This is a genomic window from Geobacillus sp. Manikaran-105, from assembly GCF_002809955.1.
GTDB classification, from domain to species: Bacteria; Bacillota; Bacilli; order Bacillales; family Anoxybacillaceae; genus Geobacillus; species Geobacillus thermophilus.
This window is the reverse complement of record NZ_PIJG01000032.1, coordinates 52,954-76,690: the sequence shown is the minus strand read 5'-3', so window position 1 is coordinate 76,690 and position 23,737 is coordinate 52,954. Positions and strand designations below refer to the sequence as shown.

Annotated in this window: 19 protein-coding genes and 1 pseudogene; 4 read left to right on the top strand and 16 right to left on the bottom strand. The window is 54.2% G+C overall.

Going from position 1 to position 23,737, the window contains the following annotated elements:
* Positions 1 to 44 precede the first annotated feature (44 nt).
* The 7 genes from CV945_RS10795 to CV945_RS10760 form a co-directional block, all read right to left on the bottom strand.
* Complete coding sequence (locus CV945_RS10795) at positions 45 to 362, bottom strand: DUF3870 domain-containing protein (protein ID WP_033005473.1); 318 nt, start codon at positions 360 to 362, stop codon at positions 45 to 47.
* A 150-nt stretch (positions 363 to 512) separates the two neighbouring features.
* A complete protein-coding gene (locus CV945_RS10790) occupies positions 513 to 3,137 on the bottom strand; it encodes a DUF2309 domain-containing protein (RefSeq protein ID WP_100659739.1) in 2,625 nt (874 codons plus the stop codon).
* Entirely contained in the window at positions 3,130 to 4,632 is a 1,503-nt protein-coding gene (locus CV945_RS10785) for an NADH dehydrogenase subunit 5 (RefSeq protein WP_100659738.1), read from the bottom strand. Before CV945_RS10785 ends, CV945_RS10790 begins: the two co-directional genes overlap by 8 nt.
* Before the next feature lie 338 nt (positions 4,633 to 4,970).
* Entirely contained in the window at positions 4,971 to 5,339 is a 369-nt protein-coding gene (locus tag CV945_RS10780) for a Na-translocating system protein MpsC family protein (protein WP_020754892.1), read from the bottom strand.
* 158 nt (positions 5,340 to 5,497) lie between these two features.
* Positions 5,498 to 7,204 (bottom strand): ABC-ATPase domain-containing protein, encoded by a 1,707-nt coding sequence (locus tag CV945_RS10775; protein WP_050368221.1) that lies wholly within the window; start codon positions 7,202 to 7,204, stop codon positions 5,498 to 5,500.
* Positions 7,205 to 7,287: 83 nt separating this feature from the next.
* A complete protein-coding gene (locus CV945_RS10770) occupies positions 7,288 to 9,003 on the bottom strand; it encodes a putative bifunctional diguanylate cyclase/phosphodiesterase (protein WP_063211288.1) in 1,716 nt (571 codons plus the stop codon).
* Between the two features lie 495 nt (positions 9,004 to 9,498).
* Entirely contained in the window at positions 9,499 to 10,956 is a 1,458-nt protein-coding gene (locus CV945_RS10760; protein ID WP_050368218.1) for a protein adenylyltransferase SelO, read from the bottom strand.
* A 188-nt stretch (positions 10,957 to 11,144) separates the two neighbouring features.
* Between CV945_RS10760 and CV945_RS10755 the strand changes: the two genes are divergently transcribed.
* Positions 11,145 to 11,612, top strand: coding sequence for a hypothetical protein (locus CV945_RS10755; RefSeq protein WP_050368217.1), 468 nt, complete (start codon positions 11,145 to 11,147; stop codon positions 11,610 to 11,612).
* A gap of 170 nt (positions 11,613 to 11,782) precedes the next feature.
* Here CV945_RS10755 and CV945_RS10750 read toward each other — a convergent pair.
* From CV945_RS10750 to CV945_RS10730, 5 genes and pseudogenes are all read right to left on the bottom strand, one after another.
* Positions 11,783 to 12,043, bottom strand: a pseudogene (locus CV945_RS10750) (PspA/IM30 family protein); the annotation flags it as partial.
* A gap of 148 nt (positions 12,044 to 12,191) precedes the next feature.
* Positions 12,192 to 13,595: a 23S rRNA (uracil(1939)-C(5))-methyltransferase RlmD gene (gene rlmD, locus CV945_RS10745; protein WP_100659737.1), complete on the bottom strand. Its 1,404-nt coding sequence runs from the start codon at positions 13,593 to 13,595 to the stop codon at positions 12,192 to 12,194.
* Positions 13,592 to 14,458 carry a DNA-3-methyladenine glycosylase family protein gene (locus CV945_RS10740; RefSeq protein ID WP_100659736.1) on the bottom strand — a complete coding sequence of 289 codons (867 nt, stop codon included), beginning with the start codon at positions 14,456 to 14,458 and terminating at the stop codon, positions 13,592 to 13,594. Before CV945_RS10740 ends, rlmD begins: the two co-directional genes overlap by 4 nt.
* 99 nt (positions 14,459 to 14,557) lie before the next feature.
* On the bottom strand, positions 14,558 to 15,349 hold the full coding sequence (gene pdaA, locus CV945_RS10735) for a delta-lactam-biosynthetic de-N-acetylase (protein WP_050368757.1): 792 nt from the start codon (positions 15,347 to 15,349) through the stop codon (positions 14,558 to 14,560).
* 142 nt (positions 15,350 to 15,491) lie between these two features.
* On the bottom strand, positions 15,492 to 17,039 hold the full coding sequence (locus CV945_RS10730; RefSeq protein WP_094239571.1) for a fumarate hydratase: 1,548 nt from the start codon (positions 17,037 to 17,039) through the stop codon (positions 15,492 to 15,494).
* A gap of 231 nt (positions 17,040 to 17,270) precedes the next feature.
* On the opposite strand from CV945_RS10730, the gene yfkAB reads away from it, so the two are divergent.
* Entirely contained in the window at positions 17,271 to 18,395 is a 1,125-nt protein-coding gene (gene yfkAB, locus CV945_RS10725) for a radical SAM/CxCxxxxC motif protein YfkAB (protein ID WP_094239570.1), read from the top strand.
* Between the two features lie 90 nt (positions 18,396 to 18,485).
* On the opposite strand, the gene CV945_RS10720 is transcribed toward yfkAB, so the two are convergent.
* Positions 18,486 to 19,274 carry a YfkD famly protein gene (locus tag CV945_RS10720; protein WP_047817777.1) on the bottom strand — a complete coding sequence of 263 codons (789 nt, stop codon included), beginning with the start codon at positions 19,272 to 19,274 and terminating at the stop codon, positions 18,486 to 18,488.
* 141 nt (positions 19,275 to 19,415) lie between these two features.
* On the bottom strand, positions 19,416 to 20,468 hold the full coding sequence (cax, locus tag CV945_RS10715; protein WP_033013951.1) for a calcium/proton exchanger: 1,053 nt from the start codon (positions 20,466 to 20,468) through the stop codon (positions 19,416 to 19,418).
* 151 nt (positions 20,469 to 20,619) lie between these two features.
* Between cax and CV945_RS10710 the strand changes: the two genes are divergently transcribed.
* Both CV945_RS10710 and CV945_RS10705 read left to right on the top strand, forming a co-directional pair.
* Positions 20,620 to 21,753 (top strand): MFS transporter, encoded by a 1,134-nt coding sequence (locus tag CV945_RS10710; RefSeq protein WP_100659751.1) that lies wholly within the window; start codon positions 20,620 to 20,622, stop codon positions 21,751 to 21,753.
* A 118-nt stretch (positions 21,754 to 21,871) separates the two neighbouring features.
* On the top strand, positions 21,872 to 22,018 hold the full coding sequence (locus CV945_RS10705; RefSeq protein ID WP_033008327.1) for a BH0509 family protein: 147 nt from the start codon (positions 21,872 to 21,874) through the stop codon (positions 22,016 to 22,018).
* 229 nt (positions 22,019 to 22,247) lie between these two features.
* On the opposite strand, the gene CV945_RS10700 is transcribed toward CV945_RS10705, so the two are convergent.
* Positions 22,248 to 23,069, bottom strand: a complete 822-nt coding sequence (locus CV945_RS10700; protein ID WP_276521832.1) for a YihY/virulence factor BrkB family protein — start codon at positions 23,067 to 23,069, stop codon at positions 22,248 to 22,250.
* A gap of 39 nt (positions 23,070 to 23,108) precedes the next feature.
* Positions 23,109 to 23,597: a low molecular weight protein-tyrosine-phosphatase gene (locus tag CV945_RS10695; protein ID WP_033009583.1), complete on the bottom strand. Its 489-nt coding sequence runs from the start codon at positions 23,595 to 23,597 to the stop codon at positions 23,109 to 23,111.
* Positions 23,598 to 23,737: the final 140 nt, after the last annotated feature.

Below are 23,737 nucleotides of genomic sequence, written 5' to 3'. Positions count from 1 at the left end.
CCAAAACGCCGCTGCCCCCCATCAACCGATGAGGGGGCAGCGGCTTATGGCTCTTTCTCCTCCATTTTGCAATATTGTTTGTACAAATCTTTCAGCGCCGCGCACAGAGCAGAATGGGCTTTCCCTAAATACCCTTCGTCAAGCTCCGCCAACAGCTCGTCAATGCCGTCGCGCAGTGAATGGCCGCGCAGCAGCCGGGCGACATAATCGCGCCCGTGTTCAGTAGCCAGTGTGCATGATGCCTCCACGATCACCCCGTACTTTTTATCAATTTCCGCCGTAATCGTCAGCGTATCGTAAAGGCTTTTGGCCGCCATTCCGGCCGGCAGCCGCGCATGGCCGGCGATAAACTGCGTTTTCATCCGCTTTCCCTCTTTCCTCGTCTTTCTTGTTGCTGTTATACCAACTATTATCTTGTTTCGCGGCGTACATCCATTTTCCCTGCCTCGTTTGGCAGGCAGCAAAAAAAGCCGCCCGCCAAGCAAACTCGGCAAGCGGCAAATCGTTGCTTTTTAGCGCTTCTGCCTTGATGCAAGACGGCCTGCCTCCCAGTTCACCCACGCCCCGCTGTCTGGGTCAATCGAGGCGAGACGGAGCCAACCGTTTTGCACTTTGCGACGAAACTCTTCATTTCTGTCGAGCAGCTGCTCGATATAATAGGACGGCGCTTCGATGATGACAAGCAACCGAAGCGGAGCATGAAACAGTTCGCGATCGGACGCGGCGACCGACTGCCATGGCAAGCCGGCTAACAAGTCGCTCCCGTTCCCTTGCATGACGCCGATGCCGCCGGTCACCGTCTGGGTCGTTTTATCGCCGCTCCCGTAGTAGTGCGGTGCGACTGTTGAAGCGTAATATTGCAAGTTAATCCATTGTCCGACGGTCGCCGGCCCGGCGATAATGCCGGCGAGCGCCTCACCGGTCGGATCTTCGCGCCAATCGTAGCTATGCAAAAACACCTGGCCGTTTAAGTCCTTTCCTTTTGTCAACTTGCGGCGGCCGATCAAGAACGCAGCATTCCGGGCCAATCCCCATTCTGGACGGATCTCGCTCCAATCAACGGCGCGCCGTTGCGCTTCCGCCACCGGATCGCGCGGCGTCTGTCCGACATGGGGGAGCTTTGCCATCCGCTCAGCGTTCGCACGGCGGCTCGCTTCGCCAAGCACCTGCTTCAGCTGTCGAAACGCCGCCTCAGCCGCTGCGGGCAACGGCGGCACATCAAGCCAGCGGACTTCATCGACGGTCGTAATATGTTCCGCAGCGACAAACACCGTTTCATCCGGAATGTTGATCCCTTCAGCCGCCAGTCCAGCGCGCACTTCCGGCAAGTTGGCCAACGCGGCGAATACGCGGGCGTTGAACGCCCCGGCCGCACCGCCGCACGCCCCGCAATCGAGCGCCGAAGCGTACGGGTTGTTGGCCGTCTCGCTTTCATGGCCGCAAACAACCACAAGCGGAGCGAACGAAGACGTCAAGCCAATGTTGACGAGCAGCTGCTTCACGTATTGCACTTGTTCCTCGGTTGTAAAGCCGATCGGCAGTCCAGACGATTCATCCTTTCCATAGCGGTGGAGCGACAAGTCCGTCTTCGGCTTATGTTCGGCTGCCGCTTCCGCCTGGCGGACGACCCGGCCAGCCCAAGCCGGCGCGGCGCTGCGGGCGAAGGTATGAAGGCCGAGCCATGGTCCGCTCATTTCCGGAAGCAATAAGCCGGCCAACATATGCTGTTTGATCTTTTTAAACGTCTGGCCGACAAAGCGGAATGCATCGCGCCGGCGACGGTACGGACGCGCCGCTTCCAAAGCGGCGGTTTCGTTGATTTCATGCTGCGGCGCGACGATCGCCGGGCATGACGGGTGAGCGTCATCGCTGTCAAGTGCGCGCGTTTGAATCGGCAAGCCGAAAAAGCCGGCGCAGCCATACGTTTCAAACGGTCCGGCCGCTTCCAAATGGCGGCGGAACGGCTCGGAACGGACGTCGATGCAAAACAATAGCTGCGCTGCCGCCTTCTTCGTCTCATCCATCGGCTGATGCGCCAATACCGCTTCTTTCAATTTCGCTTCATACGTATCTTCCCACGCTTCAAGCCAAAGATGACACCGGTCAATTCGCCAAAACCGATCGATAAACGCCAACCGGGCGCGCTGCTCTTTGCCGGACAGGTTCCGCCAGTCTTCCAGCGTCATCCCTCCCCAATGCAGCCAAGCGGCCAACAGTGAAAGAGCAGCGCCGATGTCCGCATGATCCTCCCGTTCAAGCGGCAAATATGGCGCCACAAGCGTCCATTCAAGCGACAGACGGACCGCCAAATAGTCAATCAATCCCCGCAATTCGTCGCCCGTCCGGCGCGACTGCCATACAACCATGCCAGCCCAGCCGGGCAACGCCAACAAATGCGCCTCCAAGTAAGCGGCGGTCTCTTCCTCCTGTACGCCAAGCTTCATCAACGCTTGACGCAGCGCCTCTTCCCCGTCGTGCGGCCAATCGGCAAGCCGCTTCCGTTCCTCTTTCGAGAGCGCCGGGTCGGCGGCGATGAGCCGGCGCCATGCTCCGTAAAACCCCAGCTCACGATGTGGAAGCGCCCATGGCGCCGTGTTCGAACCATAAAACAGTTTGCACCATTTGACGGTTTGTTGGTCAAGGCGTTGGCTTACGCCGTGCAACGCGGCGCCCGCCGTCCGAACAGCCGCCGGACGCCATGCCGCCGCATGCGCCAGCTCCGCCAGTTCCGGCAGACGAAGCGCCTCGTTGGGCACCGTCTCATTCCAAAGGAGGGCGCGGCACATTCGCTCTGCTTCTTGGCGCCGCACCGGGAGCGGCTTGTTGTCAAGCCAACGCTGCAGCCGCCGCTCGACGAATACAAGGTCAATCTCCCCTTTTGCCATCGCCGCATGGAAAACCGCCATCGGCGGATACAAATCAATTCCATGCGCCTGCTGCAGGCGGTCGGCTGCGTCGGCAAACGTCTGCTCTTCAAGCCCCATCCACGGATGGCGGGCGATAAAGGCGGAAATCGGCCAAAGCGGCGCAACCGCCTTTGCCGCTTCGCTGACAAGCATAGCAAGCGGGCGGGCTTCTGCGCCGGTGGGCTTCGATTCCCCCGTTAGCCGTTCAAGCGGCATTGCACTTTTACTCATGAGCCATTCCCTCCTTCAGATAGGATGCCAAATAACGGGGATGCGCCTCCATAGCCGCTGGGCGCGGCTCCCCGAGATGAACGAGATGCATATACACCCGAACGGCAAGCGCCGATGTGCACCGGTTTGCCAGCCAGGCAGCGGTCAATGCCGCCATCGCAAACAAGACGCCTACTGTCCATTCAAACGCGGCAGGCGGCACAAAAACCGTCGCTTCCCCCTGGCCGAGCAGCGTCAAAAACTGATGGCGCACCGTTTCCGAACCAAACGCCAACACAGCCACCGCCGCCAGGCCCATCCAGCGGCCTTCGCGGAAATCGGCTAGCCGTCCCCAAGCGACCGCCGCCGAGGCCGCAAGCAAAAGCGCGCTCAACAGCCGGGCCGGTTCGTGCGGAGCCGCCTGCCAAAACGCCCACCCAAGCAGCACGCCGAGGATGATGCCGCCCGGCCACGAACTGCCTGTTTTTCGCAATCCTGCCCGACCGACTCGCGGCACGACGGACCCGGACTGCAAAAAGAGCGTCGCTTTAAACAACCCGTGCAGCACTAAATGCACTACTGCGGCCCCGTAAGCGCCCAGGGCGCATTGCACAAGCATGACACCCATTTGCGCCATCGTCGAACCGACAAGCTGGCGCTTATAGTCGACGTGAACTAAGCTGATGCCCGTGCCAATCAAAATCGAGGCAAAAGCGATCAGAAACAGCGCCACATGCGCCCATGTTTCGTGAAAAAGCGGAGAAAAGCGCCAAAGCAAGAGCCCCCCAGCGTTGACAAGACCGGCATGCATCACCGCTGACACCGGCGTCGGCGTCACGGCTGATTCCATCAGCCAGCGATGAAACGGCCATTGCCCAGCTGGGATAATGGCGGCCAAAATAAGCAGTCCGTTCATCACCGCCTTCTCCCAGGCGTCTAGGCGAGCAAGGCGCTCCGCCGACAGCGCAGAAGCAAGCTGCCATTCGCCGGCCGCCGTTCCGAGCCAGACGGCAGCGATGACGACGGCCAGCCAACTCAGGCTGAACACGACCGCCATTTGCCGGGCGACAAACTGCGCCGGCCTCCATTCTTTTTTCAATGCCGTTAACGCCACAAGGCCCATCAATGGAAGCCCCCAGCAGACGGCAACGAGGCGCATGTCGCCGCTTGCCCATGTCAGAGAAGCGGCCGACACCGTCCACGTCAACAAGGAAAAATAGCGCCGGTAAGCGCGGTCGCCATGCAAATAGCGAACGGCAAACCGTTGAATCGCCCAACTGAGAAGTGAAATATAGACGGCCACCAACCAACTGACCGCATCAAACCGCCACGGCCCGGCCTCTGCGTTGCCGGCGCCGATCCATCCGGCGGCAGCCGCCGCTCCCGGAAGAAGCAACAGCCAGACGTGCACATGCACATACCGCTCCGGCATGCGCGGATGCAGCCATGCGGCTGCGCTGATGAAAACGATGGCCACTGCGGCGAGCCATCCCCATATGAACCATTGTGCTGCCATCACATTCTCCTCCCCTCGTCCTTTGTCTTCGTTCGGGAGAAAAAAGAAAAAACCGGCTATGTCAATCAGGCAAGCCAGCCCTCTAAAGGCCGTCCCATTGCCTATCGATTGCCATAGCCGGTTTACCTTCAACCAATCGCCAACCGATTGTTTGAAGATCTCCCGTTCCTTATCGTAGTGAGGCAGGCATCCGTCGGTTTCCCTTCAACGAACCTAAACGACGTTTATGTAGGTTTTTTGAAGGACTCCCGACCTTATCGTTTCCATTTGATTCTATATTCACTATACAAAAGTTGTTTTAATTATACAACAACTTTGTCAACATTTCATCCATGAATTTATTTTGCAAGCTGCTTTTCTAAATCGTTGAACAGCTTGAAGACGATAATCCGCTCGCCCGTTCGGGTGCTTAAATCCGTATGGAAGCTCTTCACCTTCTCGCCGGTGATTTCAAAAATCATTTCTTTCAAGTCATCGACTCCAGACTCCACTAAACTCGTCCGCGACCGCTTTACCGATAACATTCCTTCTTTTGATTCGCAAAGCGCGTACTCGGCGGGCGTCAGGATGCCGTGCAACGAAACGATGATCATATCGCGCAAAATATCGGTTTTCACCGATACCGAACCGCGGCCAAGAAAATCTTTTTCCCATTTTGTCAATGCTTTGCTGATTTCCGATTCAATCGAACCTTTTGATTTGCCCATGCCTCGATCCCCCTTCAGCCAAACCGCGGCCTCCCCGCCGCCAGCCGTTTCATTGCACTGATAAACATAATTATAACGATAATCGAAAGGGGACGCTAGACAAAATCAACGGAAACGAAAAGCGAAAGCGGGTTCAATCCGCTTCCGCCCGCAATGGTTCAGCGTTGGCGGCAACGGAGCGTCCGCAGCCGATTGAGCGCCGCCGCCAGCTCGAATCGGCGCGGGCGGGCAAGTTCACCCGGATGCCCTTTTCGGAACGAAACGGAGCCCAAGCCTTGGCGATCCCATTGTTCTTCGATCGCATCGAGCAGTTGGCGGACGGTTTTCTTTCCGTCGAACCATCCTTTTCGTTCCATATACAGCAGCGCCGCGACAATCGCCCGCGTTTGGCTGTCATCGACCAGCTGCTCAAGCGCATAAAGCAATAGATCGGTTTGCCCGTACTGAATGACGTGCCGTCCGCGCGCGACCGCTTTTTCTTTTTTTCCTTTTTGGCTGTTTAAACTCCCAGGCAGCGGAATGCGCTCATGAATGCAGCCGAACGACTCGCCGCCTTCCGCTTTCCGTCCCGACGGCATCTGCAAGGCGATTTGTTTTGCCTCTGCCGTCACATCAAACGGGACGTACTGCTCCATTTTGATCACGCAATCCGCGATATCCAAGTAATCCCCCAATCCGCCGACGACAAGAACGGTCGAAATGCCGTAATCGCGAAATAGTTGACGCGCCTTGTCGATATACGGCGTGATAGGTTCGGCATCTTTCGCCACGAGCGCCTGCATGCGTCCATCTCGGATGAGCAAATTCGTCGCGCTCGTATCTTCATCAATCAAAAACGCCGATGCCCCCGCTTCAATCATTTCGATCATGCTCGCGGCCTGTGAGGTGCTGCCGCTCGCGTTTTCCGTCGAAAACTGTTTCGTCTCTTTTCCATACGGCAGCGTGCCAATGAGCGGGGAAATGTCAACACTGGCGACGCTCCGGCCGTCTTCGGCGCGAATTTTCACCGCCCCGCTGTCTGTGATGACAAACTCCCGCCCGTCGCCGGCGACATGATCATACACGCCGTGCTCCAGCGCCTGCAGCAGCGTCGATTTGCCGTGGTAGCCGCCGCCGACAATCAGCGTAATCCCTTTGCGGATGCCCATGCCTTTGATCGGTTCAGCGCGATGCGGAACGGGGATCGCGATCTCCAGCTCCGGCGGGCTTTGAAACGGCACCGCTCCACGTTGCAGCGGCTTGTCGCTCACTCCGCTCTCCCGCGGCAAAACCGCACCGTTCGCGACAAACGCCACCAATCCGTGTTCACGCAAATAGCGGCGAATGGCGTGCTGCTGATCGGCAAGCTCGACTGCCGCACGAATATCCTCCTCCCGAAGGCCGTACACCGCCCGCTCGATGACGGATGGAATTTGCTCGAAAAAGATGGCCTCGGCTTCTTTCGCCAAAATGCGCCGCCCGTTCGCCGGCAACCCGACCGACAAACAGACAGTGACCGTCTCGTCCGTCACTTGCACTGCTGTCCGCTCGAGCACCTTCTGCTCTGGGGCATCGATCAAGACGAGCCCGCTTTTTCCCGATCCGCGCGCCCGCAGCGGCCATTGCCGCAATTCATGATGGACGCGGCGCGCCAGCACATCTTCACAGCGGATGCGGCGCGGTTTCGTATTCATCCACTCCGCTGCCAACGCCGTTTTCGCCCGCGGTATGATCACGCGGACCTTGGACGGCTCAGCGAACGGATCGCCCTGCACGTGGTCAATCGCGAGCGTAAACAATGGAAACGAATACGTCCCTTCGATCGTTTTATACGCTTTATATCCCTTTTGATCAATGGATCGCAGCCGTTGTCTGAGCGTTTCCATGAAACCAGCTCCTTTTCCTCTTCATTCGTTGCCTCAACATACCCGAGTATGGCAAGACAACCTATATTGCCATTTTGAACTGTTCACTCATTGCATTGCAACAACGATCCAATCTCCGTTTCCGACACAGGTTGCCTCCAAAAATACCCTTGCCCTCCGTTGCACCCCATTTCCTTTAATATTTGAATTTGCTTCTCATTTTCAATTCCTTCTGCAACGACATCGATCGACAATTGATGAGCCATCGTGATCACAGCAGCCACAATGGCTTGGTCATCAGCGGATTGCGGTAAGTTTTTGATAAACGAACGATCGATTTTTAAACGGTCCACTTTTAACTTCTTTATATATCCTAATGAACTATATCCTACGCCAAAATCATCAATCGCCAGTTTAACGCCTGCCTCTTTTAACTGGCTTATGTTTTCGTACACGACCGCACTATCTTGCATCATAATATGTTCAGTCACTTCAAATTCCCATCGACATGGATCATCTCCATTGCTTTCAATAATGGAAAGGAGCCGTTTAGCCATGCCTGGTATTTGGAAATGGGAAGCAGACAGGTTGATGGATAAATCCGCTTCGACCCCCCCTCTTTGTTTCCACATTTTCCTGTGCCGGCATGCCGTAGACAGCACCCACTCATCGAGTTTTGGCATCAATCCTATTTTTTCAGCTAAAGGAATAAACTGATCCGGGCGGATCCATCCAAGCTCTGAATTATACCAACGAATCAGCGCTTCTAGGCGAATCAGTTCCCCAGTGAACAAATCGTACTGCGGCTGATAATACAGAATAAATTCATCTCTTTCGATAGCACGATGCAAATGGCTTTCTAATATCGTTTCCCTAATTAAGCGCTGATTGATCGTTCGATGATAAAATTGATAAAATTTTCCTTCCTCTTTCGCATGATACAGGGCCATGTCCGCATTGCCGAGCAACGTGTTTAAATCTTCTCCATCAAAAGGAAAAACGCTGATTCCGATATTGGCGGAGAGAATAAACTCTCTTCCTTCAATCTCCAATGGTCGGGCCAACATTTGTTGGATTGTCCGCACATACGCAAGGATAGACTGATAATTCACCCGCGGCGCCACAGCGACAAACTCATCACCGCCCACGCGAGTCAAAAACAGCTTTTGATCTAATACTGTTTGAAAACGATCAGCCATTTGTTTCAACACTTCGTCTCCCACCGAATGCCCCAATGAATCATTAATGTTTTTAAACCGCGCTAAATCAATAAAATAAACGGCCAGCAGTCGTTCCTCCTCTTTCGTCTCTTTCAGCAATTTAGAAAACTGCTCTCTTAAAAAACGGCGATTGGGAAGGCCCGTCAAATCATCATGGTTGGCCATATATTTGATTTGCTCTTCATACTGTTTCAAACGGGTAATATCCGTTCGAATCGACACGTATTGATACGGCTTTCCTCGTTCATCCAAAAAGGGGACAATGGTAGACTGAACCCAGTAGTAACTCCCGTCTTTCGCTTTATTTTTGATCTCTCCCCTCCATATCTTCCCTGTCCCGATGGTTTTCCACATATGTTTAAAAAATTCTCGGCTATGGTATCCCGAATTGACAATGCGATGGGTGTTTCCAATCAGTTCCTCACGGCTATATTGTGAGATGCGGCAGAAAGCCTCATTCACATATGTAATTTTTCCCGTCTGGTCGGTAATCACAACAATCGTCGATTCATCCAACGCTTTTTGAATTGACTCTAATTTTCTTAATGTATGTTGCAGTTTGGATTCTAGATCTTTCAACTCTTCCGGAAGAGAAGGCATACCATTCACCTCATTGTACTTTGAATTCTTATGCTCCAAATTTTAATGATAACGTATGACCATTTCAATGGCATAGCGCTGAAATACGTCATCGTCCTAAATTGTGTTGAATGAAACGCTTCTGTTTGAAAACATTGCTTTCCAATCGCTGACGCGATGCCGCACAGAAAGGATTCGATTGTGCACTGGGGAATAGGCAACATCATCAAAGGCAGACATCCATCGAGTAGGAGAGGGCGGCTAACCATAGCCATCAAGTTAAGAATTTGATCTTTTTTCAGCGCCAAAAACATGGTATCCTTTCTAACGAAAATCAGCGTTGGAAAGGATTATTTTTTTGGGGATATGGTAGTGTGGGTTATGGATATAAATGCCAATGGCATGCCCAGCATTTGGTTTTCTCTTCATCCTTTGATTGATTTTTCGAACATGCGTATCATCCTAAAAAATTTTATACCGCTAACTTGACGGGTATGGCCGTAAAGCCCTCCTTCATCACGTCCCGCAAAACGTCCGATACGGGCGGTCGGACGGCGGCGGCAGTTCCGCGTATTTCTCTTGCTCCCGCGAGTAGGCGTACGGGTCGGAAAGAGCTTGAAGGAGACGATTCATCACGCTGTAATCGCCGTCATCGACCGCGGCGGCCAACGCCTCTTCAACCCGATGGTTGCGCGGAATGACAGCCGGATTATGGCGGCGCATCCGCTCATACGCTTCTTCCCTTGACGCCGATTCTTGGCTGAGCCTTGTTTGCCAGCGCTCATGCCACTCGCGGAACTCCGAAGCGTCAAAGAGCGCCATTCCCGTATACTCACCTAACGTCAACGCCCGGAACGTGTTCGTATAATCAGCGCGGTATTGTTCCATCAGCCGCAATAAATCCGCAATCAGCTCCTGATCCCCTTCCTGCTCCTCGGCAAGGCCGAGCTTCGCCCGCATTCCGGAAAGCCAATGGCGATGGTACTGCTTCGGATACTCATCAAGCGCCTCTTGAGCAAGCGCAATCGCTTTGTCTTCATCGGCATCGAACAGCGGCAACAAGCTTTCCGCAAACCTTACCAAATTCCAGCCCCCGATATACGGCTGGTTTCCGTATGCATACCGTCCTTGCGTATCAATCGAGCTGAACACCGTCGCGGGGTCATACGTATCCATGAATGCACACGGCCCGTAGTCGATCGTTTCCCCGCTGATCGTCATATTGTCGGTGTTCATCACCCCGTGGACGAAACCAACGAGCTGCCATTTCGCGATCAATGCCGCTTGCCGTTCGATCACTTGTTCAAGCAAAAACAAATAGCGGTTCTCAGCTTCCTCAAAACCGGGTAAATGGCGCCAGAGCGCGTAGTCAGCCAACGCGCGCAGCTCTTCTTTCGTCCCCCATTGCGCCGCGTATTGGAACGTCCCGACGCGCAAATGACTTGAGGCGACGCGGGCCAACACCGCCCCAGGCAATTCCGTCTCCCTCACAATCGTCTCTCCCGTGGTGACGACCGCCAGACTTCGCGTCGTCGGGATGCCAAGCGCGTGCATCGCCTCGCTCACGATGTACTCCCGCAGCATCGGCCCAAGCGCCGCCCGCCCATCGCCGCCGCGCGAATACGGCGTCCGGCCCGAACCTTTCAGCTGAATGTCCACCCGCTCCCCGCTTGGCGTGATGTGCTCGCCAAGCAGCACCGCCCGTCCATCGCCAAGCATCGTAAAGTACCCGAACTGATGCCCCGCATACGCCTGCGCCAGCGGCTCCGCCCCGTTCGGAATTTGGTTTCCGGCGAACACCGCCACTCCCTCTTCGCTTCGCAACGCTTCCTCATTCAACCCAAGCTCCGCGGCCAGCGGACGATTCAACACCGCGAGCTTCGGCGCGCGCACCGGCGTGGGGAGAACACGGCTGAAAAAGCGCTCCGGCAGCCTTGCATAACTGTTGTCGAACTTCCATCCTGCGTCCAACATCGTCATCTCCTTTGCGGCCAACGCCTGTTCTTTTACGTTTTATTGTACAGCAAGACAGCCGGCATCATAAATCGAAAATGTGCTGTCTTCAACCAAAACCGCTTGCCTTCCTTCGACGAAAACCGCCATCTTTTCTCTTTCCTTCCCCGTTCCGTTTCTCCTATAATGGCCATAAGGAGGTGAAACAAATGGAAGAGAACACGATCATTCAAGCCGTGCTCCACGCGCTCGAACAGCATTCTGACAAAATCGGCTCGAAAATGCAGGAAATGGAGCAACGACTGCATCATGAAATGCAAACGATGGAACAGCGACTTCACCATGAAATGCAAACAATGGAGCAACGACTCCGCGGCGAGATGCAGGAAATGGGACAACAGCTGCGCAATGAGATGCAAGAAATGGGGCAACAACTCCGCAGCGAGATGCAAGAAATGGGGCAGCAGCTGCGGTCGGAAATCCACGCTGTTGAAACTCGGCTTGAGGCCAAAATCGACGCCCTTCGCGAAGAAATGCATCAGATAAACCAACAACTGAATGAGCGAATCGACCGCTTAGAAGAAGAACTGACAGACACACAAACCTCGGTCGAAGTGTTGACAACGAAAGTGCTCCATCACGACCGAAAACTTCGCCAATTGGCCAAGCAAGCGTAACTCCTCTTTCGCCGATCAACCCAAATGTCCCGATCCACCGCAAACGAAAACCGCTCCCGTTTTATCATTCTTCTTGGTCTTCGCTTTACGCCGAGCAAACGGAGCGGTTTTCACGTTCACAGAGCAGCTATTCCTGATCCAAAAATGAATCGCGTTCGACCTCGCACATTCTCCATGCACCGCGCTTGCGCCGCCACCTCCGCCTGCTTGCTTCGTTTTTCCGCCATCTGTTCGGCTTCGCGATGTTCGCGGGCAAATTGCTCTTTCAGCGCATACTGGCGCTCAAGCAGCTGCCGCACCCGTTCGACTTCCTGTTCACATTGGCGCAAATAGTGATTGAGAAGCGCGATCGGGTTTTTCTTTTCTTTTTCGTCAAGCCATTCATGGAGATCGGCTTCAATGATCGTTTTCAAGCGAGAGAACACACTCATCATCGATTCGCTCCTTTTTCATTGATTTCATGAACATCCGTTGGAACGAAAGAGGGCGTTTTCCTTTTCCAACAAACATCTTCCAATACTCAACTTTCTTTCTCGTGATGAACGGTTATGTTTTCAGTGGAACGAGTTTATTTTGTGTTTACAACTTTAATACTAATCGAGCTACACTTTCTACATGCGCCGTGTGCGGAAACATGTCGACCGGCTGGATGTAGTCGACGCGGTATTGTGCGGCCAAGGCATCGAGATCGCGGGCGAGGCTCGATGGGTTGCACGAGACGTAGACGACCGTTTTCGGGCGGACGTGGAGAATCGTTTCAAGCAACGCCCGGTCGCAGCCGACGCGGGGCGGGTCGACGATGATGACGTCCGGCTTCCAGCCTTCGTTCACCCATTTTGGCAGCCAATATTCCGCTTTGCCGACGACATAGTGCGTGTTCGTAAAGCCATGTTTGTCCGCGTTTTTCTTGGCGTCTTCAATCGCTTCGGGGATCGTATCCATGCCGCGCACTTCTTTCGCATCGCGGGCGAGCCACAGCCCGATCGTGCCGACGCCGCAGTAGGCGTCAACGATCCGCTCCGTTCCGGTGAGGGCGGCCGCTTTTTTCACTTCGTCGTACAGCTTGACCGTTTGGATCGGGTTAAGCTGGAAAAAGGCGCGCGCCGACAGTTCAAATGACAAGTCGCCGAGCGTTTCTTGAATGTACTCGTCGCCGGCGAGCACTTCGGTTTCGTTGCCAAAAATGAGCGACGTTTTTTCGCCGTTGATGTTTTGCACGATTGATTTCACTTCCGGAAGGCGGCGGCGAATTTCGTCAATGAGCAGCTGTTTGCGCGGAATGTCTTTTGTCGCTGTCACCAGCACAAGCTGGATGTCGCCCGTATGGAAGCCGACACGGACGACGATCGTCCGCACGACGCCCGTTCTCGTCCGCTCGTTGTAAATCGGGATGCGCAAGTCTTGCAAAATCGTTTTCACGATGTTCGTCACGCGCGTCGTTTGCGGATGCTGGATGCGGCATTCCGATAGGTCGACGAGTCGGTGGGAGTCAAGGCCGTACAGCCCGGCGAGCACCTTCCCTCTTTTCATCCCGACTTGAAATTGGCTTTTGTTTCGGTATTGCCACGGGTCGGCCATGCCGATCGTCGGGCGGATGTCAAGTTTGTCGACATCGAGGCGGCGGGCGTGGCGGCGCAATGCTTGGATGACGATGTCGCGTTTGGCTTCAAGCTGCGCTTCGTACGATAAGTGCTGGAGCTGGCAGCCGCCGCACTGGTCATAGAGCGGGCATGGCGGCTTGATACGGTTTGGCGAGCGCTTGCGGATGCGCTTGATTTTCGCCTCGGCGTAGGTTGGATGGATGTCCGTCGCTTCGACGACGACTTCTTCCCCCGGCAACGCGCCGGGGACGAAGACGACTTGTTTTTGGAAATAGCCGACCCCTTCGCCGTTAATGCCGATCCGTTGAATGGTCACAGGAAATTGGTCGCCTTTTTTGATTTTGATGTTCGTTTGTTGCTTTGCCATATCGGTCCCTCTCATTCAATGCTTCGCCACAAATAAAGCGCCGCATAGCTGGCGTACGGTTTCCACCGCTCGCCGAGCGCCGCCATCTCTTTTGCGGTCGGCCGCTTCGGAAGCCCGAATTGTTTTTCAACCGCCCGCTGCAAACCGATATCCGCCGGCGGGAAGACGTTTGGACGGCCAAGGCCAAAGAGAAGGAAGTTTTGCACGGTCCACGGACCGATGCCGCGCACGGCGGTCAACCTCTCCATCACCTCGCCGTCTTCCATCTGCTCGAGTTCATCAAGCCGCAGCTTTCCGTCAGCGATGAGACGCGACACATCGACGATATATTCCGCTTTCCGCCCGCTCAGCTGCAAGGCGCGCAAGTCATCGTACGAACGGGCGGCCACTTCTTCCGGGCGCGGGTAAAACCAAACGCCGTCCCGCTCCTCGCCAAACGCTTTCACAAACCGCTCTGTGAGCCGGTAACCGACTTTAAGATGAAGCTGCTGGTGGATCAAACATTTCATTAGGCAAAAATACAAGTCAAAATCGAGCACAAGCGGCAGCCCCTCATACTCGGCAAACAGCGGCGCCAGGTCAGTGCGGCGGAAATGCTCGTAAATGGGCCCGAGCGGCGTCCGCCATTGAAACAGATGCGAAATCCGCTCCATCACCTCGTCTTGCCGCTCGGGAAAAGGAGCTGAAACGACAAATCTCGGGTCATCTTTTGTGCCGACGCCTTCCACCGTTACGGGCACGAAACAGCCGTCGAGGGCGAGCGGCACGGTGATGCGCTGCCGTTCCCGATCCACGGCCAACAGCGGGTCGAGCGAAAGCCGCTCAAGGGCGTGGGCGAAATCGTACGGCGCCGGCACCGTCACTGTTTTTGTCCACATCGCATTCACCTGTTTCTTTCGTCCGTATCCTCATTATAACGAAAAAGACCCGCTGAACCAAGCGGCTCACGGGTGGGGCCATTTTTCAAACGAAACCGCTTATGGGCGAAACAGCCACGGATGGAGTCCCATCTTTTTCGCCATCAATTCATCTAAGCTGGCAAACGTATACCCTTGTTTGCGCAAGTCGTCGATCACCTTCGGCAGCGCGTCGGCGTTGTCTTTCGATACGGAGTGCAGCAACAAAATCGCGCCTGGGTGAATTTGTTTCATGATTTGGTCATAGGCATATTGCCAGCCGCGCTGACGGTCGGTTTGCCAGTCGACGAACGCCAGCGACCAAAAGACGTGGTAATAGCCGAGCTCGCGGGCGAGAGATAACGTCCGTTCGCTGAAAATGCCGCGCGGCGGGCGAAGGTACATCATCCCTTTTTGCCCGGTCAGCTCTTCTGTCTTTTCCTTGACTTTTTCCAACTCTTCGCGCACCCGCTCATCGCTGGCGGTCGTTAAATCGGGATGGTGCCACGAATGGTTGCCGATGATATGTCCTTCCGCCGCCATCCGTTTGACTAAATCGGGCGCGGTTTGCAAATAATGGCCGGTGACAAAAAAGGCGGCCGGCACATGTTTTTCTTTCAAGATGTCCAAAATTTGCGCCGTATAGCCGTTTTCATAGCCGTTGTCAAACGTCAAGTAAATCGTTTTTTCACTCGTATCGCCTAAATAAAACGCGTCATATTTGGCAAGCAGCTCATCGAGCTCTTTTCCCGCCGACGGGGGCTCGTGGTTTTCGCTCCGCTTGAATCCCCAATGGATCGCTTGATTGCTTGCGGCAAACGCAGAAGCGGGAAAAAGCGCAATCGCTAAAACGAGAGAAATAAGCCATCTCATGCCTGGTTCCTCCTTGGCCGCCGTCTTTTCCTCTTTTTTATTGTTTTCGCCCTCAGCTGCTTTACGCACGCCATTTTTTGCAAAAAAAGACCCCAAAAGCGGATGCTTTTGGGGAGTCACGCTGCCAATCGTTTCTTCACGTTTACTTGAACACCGGTTCTTTGAATTGGGCCAGTTTTTCCAACGATGATTTTTCTACATCTTCATGCAAGCTGTTGCCGTGCGAGTCCATCGTAACGACGGCGGTGAAGTTTTCAACACGCAAATGCCACATGGCTTCTGGAATGCCAAATTCCATGAGATCCACGCCTTCGACTGATTTGATACAGTCCGCATAATATTGGGCCGCGCCGCCGATGGCGTTTAAGTACACGCCGCCGTGTTCTTTTAACGCTTGCAGCGTCTTTGCGCCCATGCCGCCTTTGCCGATGACAGCGCGGACGCCGAATTTTTTCATAATGTCGCCTTGATACGGCTCTTCGCGGATGCTGGTCGTCGGGCCGGCGGCTTTGGCGTGCCAGCGGCCGTCTTCGTCTTTTAGCATGACCGGGCCGCAATGGTAAATGATTTGCCCGTTCAAATCGACGGGGGCATCGTGATCCATCAAATATTTATGAATGGCGTCGCGGCCGGTGTAAATGACGCCGCTGATGCGGACGACGTCGCCGACGCGGAGCTTCCGCACTTGTTCTTCCGACAGCGGCGGAACGAGATCGATGACGCGCGCCTCTCCTTGTTCAAGCGCCGCGGCCGCTTCCGCTTTTTCCAACTCTTTTGCAAAATCGACGTCTTCGCCGTCTTGGTACAGCCATTCGATGATCTCACCGGTGGCCGGATCGATTTTCACGCCCATGCGCCGGAACGCCCAGCAGTTGTAGGCGACGGAGACGAAGAAGCTCGCCGGGATGCGATGCATGACGCCGATTTTACAGCCAAGCAGCGTCGATTCGCCGCCAAAGCCCATCGTGCCGATGCCGAGCTTGTTGGCGTTTTCCATAATGTATTCTTCCAGCTGGCGCAATTCTTCAATCGGGTTGACGTCATCAACCGGACGGAACAGCTGTTCTTTGGCGAGCTCATAGCCGGATGAGCGGTCGCCGCCGATGCCGACGCCGATGAAGCCGGCGCTGCACCCTTGCCCTTGCGCCTGATACACCGCATGCAAAATGCATTTGCGGATGCCGTCCAAATCGCGGCCGGCGCGGCCGAGCCCTTCGAGTTCACACGGCAGGCTGTATTGGATGTTTTTGTTTTCACAGCCGCCGCCTTTTAAAATAAGGCGAACGTCAATGTAATCGTTTTCCCACTGTTCAAATTTAATGACCGGCACGCCTTCCCCTAAGTTATCGCCGCTGTTTTTGCCGGTGAGCGAATCGACCGAGTTCGGGCGCAGTTTGCCATTTTTCGTCGCTTCGACAATGGCAGCCCGGATCGCTTTTTTCATTTCGATTTGGTTGACGCCGACCGGCACTTTGATTTTAAACGTCGGCAAGCCCGTATCTTGGCAAATCGGCGATACGTTTTCGTCCGCCATTTGAATGTTGCCAACGATTGTATCCAATGCCATCGCCGCCCGCGTGCCGGCGTTTTCGCGCGCTTTCGCCCGAGCGATCGCTCGACGGACGTCCTTCGGCAGCTTCGTCGACGTCTCGACGATCAAGTCGTACATGCTTTGCTGGAACTTTTCCATTTGTCTAAACGCCCCTTCCCCTGTTCATCGTGCATAGGCAGTTGTCCTTATCTTTTTCTATTATACTCCGTTTCTCGCTGTTGTGTAAAAAATCTTTCTTTTCCATCTCATGATGGCTCCTTTCTCATCATACGAATGGGGTAGAGGCAAAACAGCTAAAACGATTGACAAGGGCTGCTAAGGCGGCTAATAATGAACGATGGAACTTTTTTATAGAGAGAGGAGAAAGCGATGCGTTCATCCGCCATGCCGGCCATTACGCCGGCGTACGATCCGTGGGAGGCGTACGTTGATCTAGAAGAGTATGGAAAGTTGGAACTGACGAACGTCGAGTTTACGACAACGACGCTTTGCAATATGCGCTGTGAACATTGCGCCGTCGGCTATACGTTGACAGCGAAAGATCCCGAGGCGCTGCCGCTTGAGTTGTTGCTCCGCCGGCTTGAAGAAATTCCGCATTTACGCTCATTAAGCATCACCGGCGGCGAGCCGATGCTGTCATTAAAATCGGTTGAACAATACGTCGTTCCGCTTCTCCGCTATGCACATGAGCGCGGGGTGCGAACGCAGCTGAATTCGAATTTGACGCTTGACTTGTCCCGCTACGAAAAAGTGATTCCGTATTTGGATGTGCTCCATATCTCCCACAACTGGGGGTCAATCGACGATTTCATCGACGGTGGATTCGCTATGATGGAGCGGAAACCGACGCGCGCCCAACGCGAGAAATACTTCCAGCGCATGCTTGACAATGCAAAAGCGCTGGCCAATGCCGGCGTGATGGTATCGGCGGAAACGATGTTAAACAAACGGACCGTCCGCCATTTGGAAACGATCCATCGCCAAGTCGTTGAGGAAATGGGCTGCCGGCGCCATGAAATTCACCCGATGTACCCAAGCGATTTTGCCAGCGCCTTAGAGACGCTAAGTCTCGATGAGCTGCGCGCGGCGATCCACCATTTGCTTGACATTCGCGATGAAAACGTCTGGATGTTGTTTGGCACGCTGCCATTTTACCCGTGCAGCGACAATGAAGACGATCTTCGCCTATTAAAGCGGCTGTATGAAAGCAAAAACGTCACCGTCCGCAACGACCCTGACGGCCGTTCGCGGCTTAATGTCAACATTTTCACCGGCGATGTCATCGTCACCGATTTCGGCGATGAACCGCCGCTTGGCAACATCGTCCGCGATTCATTGCCGGATGTGTATAACCGATGGCGGCGCTCGAAACTCGCCAATGAACTTCTTTGCCACTGCCCGGCCGCGCGCTGCTTAGGGCCCAATGTGCTCGTCAAGCAGACGTATTACCGCGGCGTCGATTTTACAAAACGGGCGGCGCGCATCGCCCGATAAACAGCAACGCCGCAGAGGCAAGTGCATCATCAGCCATACGCATAAAAAAGAGGAGGCCCAAAACGCGCCTGCTTTTTGGGCCCGACTCTTTTATCGCGGCTGCTCGCTGACGACATAGGACATATACAGCCGGTCTTGCACCGGAATCCATGCCCCGACCCCTCTTGTCGTCACGTTTTTGACGACGATTTTCTTTTTGTTTCCTTTCAAGACGATATACACTTCCCCGTACGTCACTTTCCCTTTTTCATTCACAGCCGGAGCATACGCATACAAATAGCCCATTTTTTTCGCCGGCACGTTGTACGGCTGATCCTTTTTCGTGCCAAGACCGACAACGGTGCTGAAAGCGAGCGGTAAATTTGTTTTTTCCATGGCCTTGTTCAACATCATCCGTTTGACGGCGTCTTCATTCGGCACTTTCACCGTCAAGCCGCCACGGACGTATTTTTGCATTTCCTGTTTGTAATACAGTTTTTGTGCTGTGTCGCCGCCGCGGTTGTCGAGAAAATTCGTATTGACCTTTTGATACTCCCAATTTGTTGATGTTTCGAGCGATTGGTAGTTGAGCGGCCATTGGCCTAAATAAATCGTCGCCCGGTAGCCGATGGCCCACGGCGCGTTCGTTGCCGAAGATTCATTAAAGAGATGAACCAATTCAGGATTCTCAATGTTCACATTGGCCGATTTCAGCAGCTGTTTCGTAAACGAGCTTGGCTCTAGATGCGGCAAGTCTTGCGTTGGATTCGGGTATGTGTTCTCTTTCGAGATATCGATCACCGCACCGGGCGCCGGCTTTCCAGAAGCTGCCAATGCCGGGAACGCTGCCGCATACAGAAGCAGTGCGCTCGCAAACAGCGAAACCGCCCATTTTTTCATCGCATTCGCTCCTTTCTATCTCATATTCACTGTTATTTTCCGTCAAAACGCACCGTTTATCCGTGACAGTGAAAATTTCTTCCGTCCCGGCGCCGTGCCTCTGTCCAAAAAACCCGAGCGCCAACCGCCCGGGTGAATCCGTCAAAGCAAATAAAAACCAATGCCCATAATGATATAGGCCGCCAGCAGCGTCGCCCCTTCAAACCAGTTCGTATCGCCGTCGTTGGACAATACGATCATCAAGAGCACCGAAGCGGCCATCGCGACGAGTTCGGGAAGTGAAAAGACAAGCGGCATTTTTTCCGGAAACAAAAGCGAAACGAGCACAAGCACCGGCGCGACGAACATGGCGATTTGCAAGGTCGAGCCGACGGCGATCTCGACGGCGACGTTCATTTTATTTTTGTATGCCATCATGACAGCCGAAGCATGCTCCGCCGCATTGCCGACGATGGCGACGATGATGATCCCGATAAACAGCTCGCTCCAGCCAAACGACTCCGCCACGGTTTCGAACGTATGGACGAGCCGCTCTGACAAGTAGGCAACCGCGAGCGTAGCCAGTGCCAAAATGGCGGTCGCTTTTCCTTTTCCCCATTCCGGCTCCTCATGTTCTTCCGCTTCGTCCGATTTATGCTGGTATACGCCGCGGTGGGTGACAAGCCGGAAGTAAAGGGCAGCGATGTAAAGCAAAATCATAATAATCGAAATGCCGACGCTCAACGCAAGCCGTTCGCCGCCGTCCATTTGCATTGTAAACACTTCCGGAATGACAAACGCGACGAAAATGGCAAACGTCAGCAGCCCGGCGTTATGGCGGGCGTCATAAATATTGAATTCTTGCCGTTTATATTTCAAACCGCCGACAAAAAACGATAACCCGGCAACCAACAGCAAATTTCCCAGCACCGAGCCGGTCAAGGAGGCGAGCACGACATCCACGAGTCCGGCTTGCAAGGCAAAAATCGAGATGATCAACTCGACCGCATTGCCAAAGGTGGCGTTTAACAGCCCGCCGATGCGCGGTCCGGCGACGATGGCCAAACTCTCTGTCGCCCGCCCCATATAGCTGGCGAGCGCAATGATCGTCAAACAATACAGCCCAAACATCAAGACGGTCGGCCAGTGAAGAAAGCCGCCGATTACTGACACCGGCACGCCGATCCATGCCATCCAGGCAAACAACCTGTTCATTTGTGTTTCTTCCACCTTTCCCATCAACATTTTTTCGTTGCATTGATCGTTGCTTGTATGTACGATGGAATACGGGCCAGCCGTTCCGCCGTGAAAAGACGGATTCTGTTTGTTCGCGGGCTGGCCAATTTAAAGAAGTGAGGATATGACGATGCGTTTCGCCATTTTAACTGCGGTCGTGGCCATCTCTGGCTTGTCCCAAGGAATGTTGCTTCCGCTGTTAGCCATGTTGCTTGATGAACACGGCGTCCCTTCGTCCGTCAACGGGGTGCATGCTGCTGCTCTATATATCGGCGTGCTGGCCATTTCACCGTTTCTGGAGCGGCCGTTGGGGAAGTATGGGTATCGACCCATCATTCTCCTTGGTGGTTCTATTGTAATATGTTCGCTTACTCTTTTTCCACTTTTTTCTTCATTTTTTATTTGGCTGGCTCTCCGTTTTTTGATCGGCGTCGGCGACCATATGCTTCATTTCGCGACTCAGACATGGATCACCGACCTTTCGCTGCCGGCTAAGCGCGGGCGGCGTCTGTCACTGTATGGTTTGGCATTCGGCCTTGGTTTTACAGCCGGCCCGCTTCTCGCTTCGCTCGCCTCGATCAATGAGGCGTGGCCGTTTTATTTGGCCGCTCTCCTCAGTTTCAGCGGGTGGGTGGCCGTCTTTTGGCTGCCAAAAGAAAAACCGAAGCCGTTTGAACGCTCTTCCTCAGCCGCCGGCCGGTGGGTCGGTGCATGGAAACATGCATGGCCAGCGCTCTTGCTGCCGCTTGCCTACGGCTTTTTGGAAGCGTCCCTTCATTCCGTGTTCCCGCTGTATGCCTTGCGCAAGCAGATGAGCGCCGAACAGATCGCCTTCATTTTGCCGTTTTTCTCGTTAGGCGGCATCGTCTTTCAGCTCCCGCTCGGGGCGCTCAGCGACCGGTTCGGGCGGCGGGCGGTAATTCGTTTTGCCTTGCTGGCCGGCGCCAGCTGTTTTTTGGCCGCGCTCACGGTCGGTGCGTCCACTGTCGGGCTCGCTGCCTGTCTGTTTGCCGCCGGCATGTTTACTGGCTCCCTTTTCTCCCTTGGCATTGCCTATATGACCGACTTGTTGCCGAAAGCGCTCCTCCCGACCGGCAACTTGTTGTGCGGAATGCTGTACAGCCTCGGCAGCATGGTGGGCCCGCCCCTTGCCGGAAGCGCCGTCGATGCGGCAACGAACGCCTTTTTTCTGACGGTCACCGCTGTTCTTCTCATCCCCGCCGTCTGCCTTGCCGGACGGCAGGAACAGGAAAAAGCGGCTTGACCGCTTTTTTATTTTTTGTTTTTTTTTAAAAAAATCATTGACCATTTTATTTTTACTGTTATATAATAAAAACAAGATAACAAGTTACTGTTTTAAAACAGAAAAAGGAGTGGCGATGATGAGCAGAGCAGAACGGAAAAACATGATCGAGTTTATCGAAAAAGTGCGGGGGTTGTCGCGGGAAGAGCTCGCCTGCATGACTGACGCCGAGATCGAGTACATTTACGAGCGGTATTACCACCATCATGAAGAAATTGTGGAGTAAAGCGCCGTTCGCTGACCGCCCCAGCGAAAAAGGTGTCCCGCATTGGGACACCTTTTCTAATGATAGCCGTTTTGGCCGTTGGCGCTGCCGCTCGTTTTATGTTTCGGCCTGTTTTTCCCTTTTTGCTTCGTACCCCCGTCTTTTTTCGTGTGCTTCGTCATCGCAATCCCCCCTGTATCAAAATCCCCCGCATCGTTACGTTATCCGGTTTGCGGAGCATTTATGCACATCAACGGAGCCGCTTTCTTCCTTCACGTTCACAATCGAAAATGGCGTTCATTTCCCCTCCTAACACGAGAATCATGCCCGATAAATAAAACCAAATCATCAGCACAATCATCCCGCCGAGACTTCCGTACATGGCTGTATAGTCAGCAAAATGGTTGACATAATAGGCAAACGCCCATGATGTCGCAATCCAGCCGGCGGTGGCGAACAAAGCGCCGCGCACGACATTGACGCAACGCAGCTGTTTGTTCGGGGCAAAATAATAAAGGGCGGTAAAAACAACAAACAAGATGATCACGCTCGTCACCCAGCGAAATGTGTTCCATATCGTCAAAAACGGCTGCGACAACCCGAGGGTGGAAAACAAAAACAACCCGATCATCCGCCCGAATACCGGCAATACAAGCATAACGATAATGACCGCGATCATCCCGAGCGTCAGCACAATCGACAGGCCCCGCACAACCCAAAACGGACGGTCCTCTTGTACGTCATATGCGCGGTTGAACGCCCGCATAATGGCGCTCATGCCGTTCGATGCCGACCAAATGGCGCCGATAATGCTTAACGACAGCAGCTTTCCGTTTTGCTCATCCATCAGACGGTGGACATTCGTCTCGATCAGATGAAGCGCTTCTTTCGGCGCATACTGCCGCACAAGCATAAGCACATCTTCGTGCGGGATCGGCAAGTAAGCCAGCAGCGTCATTAAAAACAATAAAAACGGAAACAACGACAACAGAAAGTAATACGCCAATTCCGCCGACAGCCGCGGAACTTCATCCTCCGTAAAGCGCCGGGCCAACTCGCGGATGAACGTCATATCCACCAACACAGGTCGCCCTCCTTTTCCGTTTTTTCATCATTTTCTTTCCCTAGGGGCCAGCCGATGATCGCGGACGATCGCGTCAAGCAAATGCTCGCAGCCGGAGCGAATCAGGCGGTACACTTCGGCAAAATTCCCGGTATAATACGGATCCGGCACATCGTCTTTTTCCCGATCCGGGACAAAATCAAGCAGCCGGGCGATCACCGCCGGCGAATTCGGCCCGGCGAGCCGGCGCAAATCGCTCAAATTGGCGGCGTCCATGGCGATGATGTAATCAAATTCCTCCAAGTCGCGGCGCCCGACTTGCCGGGCGCGGATGCCGGAATAGTCAATGTCGTTTTCACTCAAAATCCGCCTTGTCCCCTCATGCGGCGGCTCCCCGACATGCCAGCTGCCCGTTCCCGCTGAATCAACGACAATCTGTCCGTCAAGCCCCCGTTCGTTCACCAAATGACGGAATACCGCTTCCGCCATCGGCGAACGGCAAATGTTGCCGAGGCAAACAAACAACACTTTGACCATCGAAGCAGCCACTCCTTTCCATCCCGTTTTCTTGGCATTAGTTTTCCCTTTTCATCCAAGCGCTTGATAGCCGCTTTCTAGCAGCTCGTGCACATGCACCTATATTTTACCACCTAACGCTGGCGCGGACTATATTGCCT